The sequence below is a fragment of the Thiomonas sp. TH-17 genome (assembly GCF_057473305.1).
The window spans coordinates 1-10,753 of record NZ_JBYCKI010000227.1 but is presented as its reverse complement, the minus strand read 5'-3'; the positions used below and the strand labels follow the sequence as shown (position 1 = coordinate 10,753).

Sequence of the window (10,753 nt, the reverse complement as noted above, 5' to 3'; positions counted from 1 at the left end):
TCGTGGAAACCGGAGAGGATGAGTTTCTTTTTGCCGGGATAGGTGTTGATATCTCCCACCGCAAAAATGCCGGGAATGCTGGTCTGGAATTTTTCGGTATCGACGACGAGCTGCTTACGCTCGATCTCCAGCCCCCACTCCGCGATCGGGCCCAGTTTGGGTGACAGGCCGAAGAAGACCAGCAACAGATCGAGCGGCAGGCGGCGGGTGATCCCGTCGTTGCCTGTGACCTTGATCATGTGCAACTGGCCCTCGGCATTTTCTTCGTAGCCGCTGACTTGCCCGACGAGGAATTGCATTTCGTGCTGTTCGCAAAGGGCGTGCATTTGCGCGACGGATGCGGGGGCGGCGCGGAATCCGTCTCGTCGATGAATGAGAGTGACGCTTTCCGGCTTGTTCTCGCTGGACTGAACGAAGTGCAGCGCCCAGTCGAGTGCGGAGTCGCCACCGCCGACGATGACCAGGTTTTTGTTGGCGAACTGCGCCGGGTTGCGAACCCGGTAGAACAACTGGCTGCCTTCGAATTTCTCCAATCCGTCCACCTTGAGGGTGCGGGGCTGGAAAGAGCCCACCCCGGCAGCGATGAACACGGTCTTGGTGAGCAGGCGGGTGGATTTAGTGGTTTCCACAAGGAATCGGCCATCGGCCTGGCGTTCAAGCACGGCGACTTCCTGCCCGAGGTGGAGGGTGGCGCCGAAGGGCTCGATCTGCTTGAGCAGGTTGTCGGTCAGCTCTTGCCCGGTGCACACCGGCACAGCGGGAATGTCGTAAATCGGCTTGTCGGGGTAGAGCTCGACGCATTGTCCGCCCGGATGCGCCAGGGTGTCGATGACATGGGCCTTGATCTCCAGCAGGCCGAGCTCGAACACCTGGAACAGCCCGACCGGCCCCGCACCAATGATGACGGCGTCCGTTTCAATGATGTCGGCCGCGACTGAAACGGGAGAGGCGTTGGATAGGTCCATGCGAGGAAGTTTTGAGGAAAAGATCGGGGGCGGCATCACTGCCGCCGAAGGAGATGTGACGGGCGTTGTGAGCAGACTAGCGCTGCAGGAATTGCAGCTTGTCGGGCTTGTCTTTCCACTCGTCCGCGTCATCGGGCGCAGCTTTGCGCTTGGTGATGCTGGGCCACTGGCGAGACAACTCGGCGTTGAGCTTGATGAAAGCCTGCTGGTCGCCCGGCACATCTTCTTCAGCATAGATGGCGTTGGCCGGACACTCGGGCACGCACACGGCGCAGTCAATGCATTCGTCGGGGTCGATGGCGAGGAAGTTGGGGCCTTCACGGAAGCAGTCCACCGGGCAGACGTCAACGCAATCGGTGTATTTGCAGCGGATGCAGTTTTCAGTAACGACGAAAGTCATGTGCGGAACCGGATGTATCAAAGGGTCAAAATTTTAACTGGCGCGGCCAGGTCGGCTCTGCATCAGATCAAAACCCGGCTACCGCAGGGGTGAGCCCATGAAAAAAACCACCGCTTCCGGCGGGCGGACGACGGTGGTTGAGTGGCGGCAACGCGCTCAGGTTTTTCGCGAAGTCGCCGCGGCCAGCGGCACGGCCGGCGCACTGCGCGTGCGTTGGCCCATGCGCTGCCACAACTCGAAGCCGATCATGCCCGCGACCATGCTGCTGAAGAACAGCCACTCCTGCCAGGTCGAGGCGGCCAACGATGCGAGCGAGGGTCCCGGGCACAGGCCGGTCATGCCCCAGCCGATGCCGAAAATGGCGCTGCCCAGAATGAGCTTTCCGGTGATGCCGTGGGTCGATGGAAAGGCGATTTTTTCGCCGACGAGCGATCGGGCGCGTCGCTGCGCCAGTTGCATGGGCACGAGTGCGACGACCACGGCAGTGACCATGACGAGAATCAGGCTCGGGTCCCAAGGCCCGGCGATGTCGAGAAAGGCAATGACCTTGGCGGGATCGGTCATGCCCGACACGAGAAGGCCGATACCGAACACGATGCCGCTGAGAAAGGCGAGGGTTTTCATGGCTCAGGCCCCTCCCAGCAGGTGGCGCATGACGAATGTGGTCGCCATGCCCATGCCGATGAAGGTGCCCACAGCCACCATCGAGCGCGGCGAAAACCGGGACAGCCCGCAGACGCCATGGCCGCTGGCGCAGCCCGAGCCCAGCCGGGTGCCGAAGCCCACAATCAATCCGCCGATCGCAATCACCGGCCACGACTCGCCGTAATGTGCGCCGGGCACCGGGCGGAACATCACCCAGATGAACGACGCAGCGATCAGTCCGCCGAGAAACCACAGCCGCCACGGCGCGGGGCGTTTGGCCTGTAGGGCTTCATTGATGGCGCCGCCGAAAATGCCGCTGATCCCGGCGATCTTGCCGCCGCCCAGCGCCATGGCGCCCGCTGCCGCGCCAATCAGCGCCCCGCCGAGAATGGCCGTGCCGGGCGTGAAATGCGCCCAATCGATGCTGAACATTTGTCTCTCCTTCGTGACATGGGCATGTTTGTCTCTGGTTTTATTGACGCCAGCCAGTATTCTGGTCAGGCCGTTTGTCGTACCGCGGCGACATGCGAGCGCCGAGGTACCAACTCATTTGCCAGGCGGACCGTTGCCGCCGTGGCAGTAAATCTGATACAGGGTCATCAGCACCGCGCTGGCTGCCGGGCTGGCCAGGCTGTAATACACGCGCTTGCCCTCGCGCCGGGTTTTCACCAAGCCTTGTGCACGCAGCACGGTGAGCTGCTGCGAGAGCGTGGGCTGGCTGACGTCGCAAGCCGCCTCCAGGTCGCTGACGCAGATCTCACCGCGGTTGATCTGGCACAAAATGAGCAAACGGTCAGGATTGCCCAGGGTTTTCAACAAGGCGCCCGCCTGCTCCGAGTTGCGCCGCATGAGCTCGACGCTGGGAATTTCAAAATCTTGCGCGCTTGACATTGACATGGCTCAATCAGGTAACTCCTAATGGAAAAACAATATATGCTTTTCTATAGTGTTCCTGCAACGCATTCCGCCTAGGAGATACCCGTATGAGTACGCAGACCCCCACCGTTCAGAGCTGGTTTCACGCGCCCACCTTTACGGCGACCCATTGCATCATCGACCCCGAAACCCGCCACTGCGCGATTCTCGACAGCGTGCTCGACTTCGACTACGCCTCGGGTCGCACCAAAACCGACTTTGCCGACAAGATCGCCGCCTACGTGCGCGAGCAGGGGCTTACGGTGGACTGGCTGCTGGAAAGCCATGCCCATGCCGACCATCTCTCGGCCGCGCCCTATCTCAAAAAGTTGTTCGGTGGCCAGATCGCGATTGGCGAACACATTCAGGACGTGCAAAAGGTGTTCAGCCATGTGTTCAACGACAGCACCATGCCCACCGACGGTTCGCCTTTCGACCATCTGTTCAAGGACGGTGAGACCTTTGCCATTGGCAAGCTGCAAGCCCGGGTGATGCACACCCCCGGCCACACGCCCGCCTGCGTCACCTATCTGGTGGGCGACAGCGCCTTTGTCGGCGACACTTTGTTCATGCCCGACTACGGCACGGCGCGCTGCGACTTTCCGGGCGGAGACGCGCATGTGCTTTACCAATCTGTGCACAAGCTCTACAGCCTGCCGCCGCAGACCAAGCTCTACCTTTGCCATGACTACATGCCCGGCGGACGCGATCCCATCTGGCAGACCACGGTGCAGGCCGAGCGTGAGGGCAATATCCAGCTCAATGCGCAGACTTCCGAGGACGATTTTGTCGCCTTCCGCAAAAAGCGCGACGCCACGCTGAACATGCCCGCGCTCATCCTGCCCTCGGTGCAGATCAATGTGCGCGCCGGTGAAATGCCCCAAGCCGAGGCCAACGGGGTCAGCTATCTCAAGCTGCCGGTAAACGCGCTGTAGGCCATGCCGGGGCTGGTCCGGGCTGGTTAGACTGCTGGGCTTTTGCCTGTCTTCTGATCTGCCATGACCGCTGCCGACTCCGCTCAGAACAATCCATTCGCCCAACCGCAGGCCGCCGCTCGGCGGGTGCTGCAGGCGCTCAGCGCCGAACTGCAGCTCCCGGCGCAGCAGATTCAGTCGGCCATCGAGCTGATGGATGGCGGGGCTACTGTGCCCTTCATTGCCCGCTACCGCAAAGAGGTGACGGGCGGCATGAGCGACGACCACCTGCGCACGCTGGAAGAGCGCCTGCTCTATCTGCGCGAACTCGAAGACCGCCGCGCCGTGGTGCTGCAGTCCATCGCCGAGCAGGGCAAGCTCACGCCCGAACTGCAGGCCGCCATCAGCGCGACCGGGCAAAAGCAGGAACTCGAAGACCTTTACCTGCCCTACAAGCCGCGCCGCGTCACTCGCGCGCAAAAGGCCCGCGAGGCTGGGCTGGAGCCGCTGGCCGACCTGCTGTGGCTGCAGCCGCAGACCGAGCCGCTGCAGGCGGCGGCTGGGTTCGTCCGCCCGCAGGACAGCACCGAGGCGGCAGATACGTCCACCCCGCAGGCCTGCTTTGACGGCGCCCGCGACATTCTGAGTGAACGCTGGGCCGAAGCCCCGGCGGTGGTCGCCCCGATGCGCGAATGGCTGTGGCAGACCGGCCACCTGATCAGCCAGTTGCGCGCCGGAAAAGAGCAAGAAGGCGCCAAATTCCGCGACTATTTCGACTACGCCGAACCGCTGGACAAAGTGCCTTCGCACCGCGCCCTGGCCGTGTTGCGCGGGCGCGCGCAAGAGGTGCTCGATGCCCGCATCGACCTGCCGCCAGTGCCCGAAGGCACGGCCGCACCGACGCTGGCCGCCCTGGCCGAGGGGCGGCTGGCCGTACTGCTGGGCTGGAGCCATCAGGGCCGCGCGGCAGACGACTGGTTGCGCCGCGCGATGCAGTGGACCTGGAAGGTCAAACTCTCCCTCACGCTGGAGCGCGAGTTGCTGTCGCGCCTGCGCGAGCAGTCCGAGACTGTTGCCATCGACGTGTTCGGCGCCAATCTGCGCGACCTGCTGCTGGCCGCGCCTGCCGGGCCGAAGGTGGTCATGGGGCTGGACCCCGGCATTCGCACCGGGGTGAAAGTCGCCGTGGTCGACGCCACCGGCAAGCTGCTCGATACCGCCACGGTTTACCCCTTCGAGCCGCGGCGCGACGTCCAAGGCGCACTCGCCACGCTGGCGGCGCTGGTGCAACGTCACAGCGTGCAGCTCATCTCCATCGGCAATGGCACCGCCAGCCGCGAAACCGATCTGCTCGCCGCCGAACTGCTGCGCAACGCCAGCCAGCCCGGCTTGACCAAGCTCACGGTGAGCGAGGCCGGCGCTTCGGTGTATTCGGCCAGCAGCCTGGCCAGCCGCGAGTTTCCCGATCTGGACGTGAGCCTGCGCGGCGCGGTGTCCATCGCCCGCCGGGTGCAAGACCCGCTGGCCGAACTGGTGAAGATCGACCCCAAGAGCATCGGCGTCGGCCAGTACCAACATGATGTGAACCAGACCGCGCTGTCGCGCAAGCTCGACGCTATCGTCGAAGACTGCGTGAATGCCGTCGGCGTCGATCTGAACACCGCCTCGGCCCCGCTGCTGGCCCGCGTGGCCGGCCTGAGCGCGCGCATTGCCGAGCAGATCGTGCTGCACCGCGACCAGACCGGCGCCTTCGCCAACCGCGAGGCGCTCAAGTCGGTGCGCGGCCTGGGTGACAAAACCTTCGAGCAGGCCGCGGGCTTTCTGCGCATCAACGGCGGCGACAACCCGCTGGACCGCACTGGCGTGCATCCTGAGAGCTATCCGTTGGTGGAAAAAGTGCTGGCTGCGGCAGGCCAGCCGATCAGCCTGTTGATGGGCAATCGCGACACGCTGCAGCGCCTGCGCCCCGAGCAGTTCGTGGACGACCGCTTCGGCGCGTTCACCGTGCGCGATGTGCTGGCCGAGCTGGAGAAGCCTGGCCGCGATCCGCGCCCCGAATTCCGCACGGCCAGGCTGCTCGACGGCGTGCACGACATCAAGCAGCTCGAAGCGGGCATGCAGCTCGAAGGCACGGTCACCAATGTCACCGCGTTTGGCGCTTTCGTCGATCTGGGCGTGCATCAGGACGGCTTGGTGCACGTCTCGCAAATGGCGCAGCGCTTCGTGAACGACGCTCGCGAGGTGGTCAAGACCGGCGACATCGTCAAGGTGCGCGTGGTTGAGGTGGATGTGGCGCGCAAGCGCATCGCGTTGTCGATGAGGCCCGCCGATTCCGCTCGGGATGCCGCACGGGGAACGGGCGGATCGGGCCTGCCCGGGCGTTCCCGTGATCGCCAGGAGGGTGGCCGGAGTGGTCATCAGCGCGCGGCCGCCGCACCCGCATCGCAGAACACTGCCATGGCGGCCGCCTTCGCCAAGCTCAAGCGCTGAGATTGAACAACCTTGAGCACAGCGCAACACAACCGACACGACCGCGCTTGAAAATCCCCCTCTGACGCCGTATCTATACGGCAGTTCAGGACGGAGGATTCCATGCGGATCGAAAAACTCACCACCCAGTTTCAAGAGGCGCTGGCCGACGCGCAATCGCTTGCGGTCAATCACGGCAACGCGTACATCGAGCCGGTGCATCTGCTGCATGCCTTGCTCGGCCAGGATGGCCCGAAGGCGCTGCTCGCACGCTCGGGGGCCAATGTGCCGGGGCTGACGGCTGCCGCGGCGCAGGCCATCGACCGTTTGCCAGAAGTCGAAGGCACGGACGGCAATGTGCAGGTCAGCCGCGAACTCAATGGTCTGCTCAACATCACCGAGAAAGAAGCCACCAAACGCAACGACCAGTTCGTCGCCAGCGAGTTGTTTTTGCTCGCCGTGGCCGACGACAAGGGCGAGGCCGGGCGCATCGCCCGTGAAAACGGCCTCTCCCGCAAGTCACTGGAAAGCGCCATTGAGGCGGTGCGTGGCGGGCAGAACGTCAACAGCGCCGAGGCCGAAGGCGCCCGCGAGTCACTGAAGAAATACACCCTCGACCTGACCGAGCGCGCCCGCCAGGGCAAGCTCGACCCGGTGATCGGCCGCGACGACGAAATCCGCCGCGCTATCCAGGTCTTGCAGCGCCGCACCAAGAACAACCCGGTGCTGATCGGCGAGCCGGGTGTGGGCAAGACGGCCATCGTCGAAGGGCTGGCGCAGCGCATCGTCAACGACGAGGTGCCCGACAGCCTGCGCGGCAAACGCCTGTTGGTGCTCGATATCGCCTTGCTACTGGCCGGGGCCAAGTTTCGCGGCGAGTTCGAGGAGCGGCTGAAAAACGTGCTCAAGGAGTTGTCGCAAGACGCCGGGCAGACGCTGGTGTTCATCGACGAGATTCACACCATGGTCGGTGCGGGCAAGGCCGAGGGCGCGATGGATGCGGGCAATATGCTCAAACCGGCGCTGGCGCGCGGTGAACTGCATTGCATCGGCGCGACCACGCTCGACGAATACCGCAAGTACATCGAGAAGGACGCCGCGCTGGAGCGCCGCTTCCAGAAGGTGATGGTGGACGAGCCCAGCGTGGAAGACACCATCGCCATCCTGCGCGGCCTGCAGGAGAAGTACGAGGTGCACCACGGCGTGGACATCACCGACCCGGCCATCGTCGCCGCGGCCGAGTTGAGCCATCGCTACATCACCGACCGCTTCCTGCCCGACAAGGCCATTGATCTGATTGACGAGGCCGCGGCCAAGATCAAGATCGAAATCGACTCCAAGCCGGAGGCGATGGACAAGCTCGATCGCCGACGCATCCAGCTCAAAATCGAGCGCGAGGCGGTAAAGCGCGAGAAGGACGAGGCTTCGCAGAAGCGCCTGGCGCTGATCGAGGAAGAACTTGCCAAGCTCGACCGCGAGTACGCCGACCTCGACGAAATCTGGAAGGCCGAAAAGGCCGCGGTGCAGGGTTCCGCTGCGATCAAGGAAGAGATCGACAAGATCCGTTTCGAAATCGAGGAACTCAAGCGCAAGGGCGATTTCAACAAGGTGGCCGAGCTGCAATACGGCCGTCTGCCGGAGCTGGAGCGCAAGCTGCACGAGGCGCAGGCCAAGGAAACTGCGGGCGATGACAAACCGCAGGTGCGCCGCCTGCTGCGCACCCAGGTGGGCGCGGAGGAAATCGCCGAGGTGGTGTCGCGCGCGACCGGCATTCCGGTGTCCAAGCTGGTGCAGGGCGAGCGCGACAAGCTGGTCCACATGGAAGAGCGCCTGCACCGCCGTGTGGTGGGACAGGACGAGGCCATCCGCGCGGTGTCCGACGCCATTCGCCGCTCGCGCGCCGGCCTGTCCGATCCGCGCAGGCCGTATGGTTCTTTCCTCTTCCTCGGCCCGACGGGCGTGGGCAAGACCGAGCTGACCAAGGCGCTGGCCGAGTTTCTCTTCGACACCGACGAGCACATCGTGCGCCTCGATATGAGCGAGTTCATGGAGAAGCATTCGGTCGCTCGCCTCATCGGCGCGCCGCCCGGCTATGTGGGCTATGACGAAGGCGGTTACCTGACCGAAGCCGTGCGCCGCAAGCCTTACAGCGTGGTGCTGTTCGACGAGGTGGAGAAGGCGCATCCGGACGTGTTCAACGTGCTGCTGCAGGTGCTCGACGACGGCCGCCTGACCGACGGCCAGGGCCGCACCGTGGACTTCAAGAACACGGTGATCGTGATGACCAGCAACCTCGGTTCGCATCAGATCATGGCGATGAGCGGCCAACCGCAACAGACCATTCGCGATGCGGTGTGGGAGGAGGTGAAGGCGCATTTCCGCCCCGAGTTCCTCAACCGCATCGACGAGGTGGTGGTGTTCCACGCGCTGGGCGAGAAGGAGATTGCCGACATCGCGCGTATCCAGTTGCGCAGCCTCGAAGGACGGCTGGCGCAGATGGATATGCGGCTCGATGTGAGCGACGAGGCGCTGGCCGAGATCGCGCGCGCGGGCTTCGATCCGGTGTTCGGCGCGCGGCCGCTCAAGCGGGCGATTCAGCAGCGCATCGAGAATCCGCTGGCCAAGCTCATTCTCGAAGGCCGCTTCGGCCCGAAGGATGTGATTCCGGTGAAGGTGCGCGCGGGCGAGATTGTGTTCGATCGGGGATGAAGCTGGAGGGCGTGTCAGCCCTTCATCAGCTTTTCAGCCACTTCAGGAAGTCGGCGTACGGCTTGGCGTCGCCGACTTCCCATCCCGGAATATGCAGCGCGTGGTTCACCTCGCTGGCAGAAGCGCCGAGCAACGCGCTGCGCACCGCTTCGACCTGCTGGGCGGGCACGTCTGGCGCGGCCACCAGCGCCCAGAAGGGCATGGGCTGGTGCGCCAGCACGATGCCGCCCCGTTCGGCCCAGGCTTTGGACACTACCGGGGTGACCACGCCGACTGCGGCGACATGCATATCGCGCATCAGGCCGATCACCGCATTCTGCGTATTCACTCGGGAAATGTGGCGGGGCGTGCCGCCGTGTTCACGCCAGATTTTCTGCGCCACGAGATCGACGAGGCTGCCCTGTTTCGGCGCCAACATCACCGCTGAGGGCGATTGCCAGACCTGCGCGGGTGACACGCAGACCTGCGCCGGAAGTGCGTTCATGCCCAGAATGCTCAGGGAGCTGCCACCCAGCAGCACTTTGCCCGGTTGCCCCGGACAAGACTGGGCGATGAGGTCGGTGCCGAAGTGCAGGGTATTCTGGCCGACGGCCACCAGGCGCCAGCCCTTGGCGAGCAAAGCGGCGGTGAGATTGGGCGGCTTGACGAAAGCGAAGCTGAAGGGCAGGGCGCCATCGCCCCCAGCCGTCTGGAGCTTGGCCAGATTGAAGCCGGTCTCCCAGATGATCTTGCGCTGGACAGCGCTGCCGATCAGCGCGGCCAGCTTCTGCGCCACCACGAACTGATCTTGCTGATTGCCGACTGCCAAACCCAGGTTCAGCCCCAGCAGCGCCGGCTGTTGCGTGGTGGTCGGGGCATTTTTTTCGACAGCAGCCTGCGCGACGGCAGGCCGCAGCACACTGGCGAGCAAGGCCGCACCCAGGCAGAAAACGCACAGGCGGACAAGACCGGCGCCACGGCACCAGAGATTTTGTGCCCCGTTCATTGGGGCGCGCGGGGGACGGAGAGCGGACATGATCGACCTATTCTGAAGGCGCCAACGTTGCCGAGCGTGAAACGAGGCATGAAAACCGGGACGCTGAGCGAGGACTTTACATTTGATCGGCGCACCTGCCGTGCGGGTTTACCTGAGGGCTTCCTGGAGTGTGAATCGGTGTGAAATCCGTCACGAGCCGCAAGTGTGGCGAACCATTTGGCAGCCGGTCAATCCTCTTTAACATCACAATACTCATTGGGAGGAATGCCGTGTTTCGTTTGTCATTCGCGGGCTTGGCGTTGACGCTGGCCTTGGCGGGTTGTGCGCAGCATGAACAGCAGCAGAAATGGGCGATGGACTACATCGGTCCGAAAATCATGCAGCCGCTGCAGTTCACCGATATCGCTTCAAGCAGTGGCAAGCTGGAGTCGTCCAAGGACTTTCTCGGCAAAGTGGTGGTACTGTATTTCGGCTACACCCACTGCCCGGACGTCTGCCCGACCACCATGGCGCACCTCGCCCGCGCCGAGCAACTGCTGGGGCCGCAGGGCAAGGACGTGCAGGTGATCTTTGCCACGGTCGATCCCAAGCGCGATACGCCCAAGGTGCTCGACGCTTATGTGCACGCTTTCATGTCCAGCGCCATCGGTCTGAGCGGCACCGTGGCGCAGACCAAAACGCTGGCGGGCCGCTATCACGTCAGCTATTCCTACGGCAAGCCCGACGCGCATGGCAACTATGTGGTCAACCACAGCGCGGC

At 63.9% G+C, this 10,753-nt stretch carries 10 protein-coding genes; 4 read left to right on the top strand and 6 right to left on the bottom strand.

Annotated features, from left to right (window positions below):
• The 5 genes from AC2VLV_RS13480 to AC2VLV_RS13460 all read right to left on the bottom strand — a co-directional run.
• On the bottom strand, positions 1 to 965 hold a 965-nt coding region (locus tag AC2VLV_RS13480; protein WP_486990464.1), incomplete at its 3' end, for an NAD(P)/FAD-dependent oxidoreductase.
• A 76-nt stretch (positions 966 to 1,041) separates the two neighbouring features.
• A complete protein-coding gene (gene fdxA / locus AC2VLV_RS13475) occupies positions 1,042 to 1,365 on the bottom strand; it encodes a ferredoxin FdxA (RefSeq protein WP_013122740.1) in 324 nt (107 codons plus the stop codon).
• Positions 1,366 to 1,521: 156 nt separating this feature from the next.
• Entirely contained in the window at positions 1,522 to 1,989 is a 468-nt protein-coding gene (locus AC2VLV_RS13470; protein ID WP_486990463.1) for a DUF6691 family protein, read from the bottom strand.
• 3 nt (positions 1,990 to 1,992) lie between these two features.
• On the bottom strand, positions 1,993 to 2,442 hold the full coding sequence (locus AC2VLV_RS13465) for a YeeE/YedE family protein (RefSeq protein WP_486990462.1): 450 nt from the start codon (positions 2,440 to 2,442) through the stop codon (positions 1,993 to 1,995).
• Between the two features lie 114 nt (positions 2,443 to 2,556).
• Positions 2,557 to 2,901, bottom strand: coding sequence for an ArsR/SmtB family transcription factor (locus tag AC2VLV_RS13460; protein ID WP_486990461.1), 345 nt, complete (start codon positions 2,899 to 2,901; stop codon positions 2,557 to 2,559).
• 92 nt (positions 2,902 to 2,993) lie between these two features.
• On the opposite strand from AC2VLV_RS13460, the gene AC2VLV_RS13455 reads away from it, so the two are divergent.
• The 3 genes from AC2VLV_RS13455 (at position 2,994) to clpB (ending at position 9,017) form a co-directional block, all read left to right on the top strand.
• Positions 2,994 to 3,860, top strand: a complete 867-nt coding sequence (locus tag AC2VLV_RS13455; protein ID WP_486990460.1) for an MBL fold metallo-hydrolase — start codon at positions 2,994 to 2,996, stop codon at positions 3,858 to 3,860.
• A 63-nt stretch (positions 3,861 to 3,923) separates the two neighbouring features.
• Positions 3,924 to 6,329, top strand: coding sequence for a Tex family protein (locus AC2VLV_RS13450; RefSeq protein WP_486990459.1), 2,406 nt, complete (start codon positions 3,924 to 3,926; stop codon positions 6,327 to 6,329).
• Between the two features lie 102 nt (positions 6,330 to 6,431).
• Complete coding sequence (gene clpB, locus AC2VLV_RS13445) at positions 6,432 to 9,017, top strand: ATP-dependent chaperone ClpB (RefSeq protein WP_486990458.1); 2,586 nt, start codon at positions 6,432 to 6,434, stop codon at positions 9,015 to 9,017.
• 25 nt (positions 9,018 to 9,042) lie between these two features.
• On the opposite strand, the gene AC2VLV_RS13440 is transcribed toward clpB, so the two are convergent.
• Positions 9,043 to 10,002 (bottom strand): substrate-binding domain-containing protein, encoded by a 960-nt coding sequence (locus AC2VLV_RS13440; protein WP_486990457.1) that lies wholly within the window; start codon positions 10,000 to 10,002, stop codon positions 9,043 to 9,045.
• 260 nt (positions 10,003 to 10,262) lie between these two features.
• Here AC2VLV_RS13440 and AC2VLV_RS13435 point away from each other — a divergent pair.
• On the top strand, positions 10,263 to 10,753 hold a 491-nt coding region (locus AC2VLV_RS13435; protein ID WP_486990456.1), incomplete at its 3' end, for an SCO family protein.

Bases quoted from the DNA above. Each gene is read 5' to 3' on its own strand.
- fdxA (WP_013122740.1), bottom strand. From the start codon at position 1,365: ATGACTTTCGTCGTTACTGAAAACTGCATCCGCTGCAAATACACCGAT.
- AC2VLV_RS13470 (WP_486990463.1), bottom strand. From the start codon at position 1,989: ATGAAAACCCTCGCCTTTCTCAGCGGCATCGTGTTCGGTATCGGCCTT.
- AC2VLV_RS13465 (WP_486990462.1), bottom strand. From the start codon at position 2,442: ATGTTCAGCATCGATTGGGCGCATTTCACGCCCGGCACGGCCATTCTC.
- AC2VLV_RS13460 (WP_486990461.1), bottom strand. From the start codon at position 2,901: ATGTCAAGCGCGCAAGATTTTGAAATTCCCAGCGTCGAGCTCATGCGG.
- AC2VLV_RS13455 (WP_486990460.1), top strand. From the start codon at position 2,994: ATGAGTACGCAGACCCCCACCGTTCAGAGCTGGTTTCACGCGCCCACC.
- AC2VLV_RS13450 (WP_486990459.1), top strand. From the start codon at position 3,924: ATGACCGCTGCCGACTCCGCTCAGAACAATCCATTCGCCCAACCGCAG.
- clpB (WP_486990458.1), top strand. From the start codon at position 6,432: ATGCGGATCGAAAAACTCACCACCCAGTTTCAAGAGGCGCTGGCCGAC.
- AC2VLV_RS13440 (WP_486990457.1), bottom strand. From the start codon at position 10,002: ATGAACGGGGCACAAAATCTCTGGTGCCGTGGCGCCGGTCTTGTCCGC.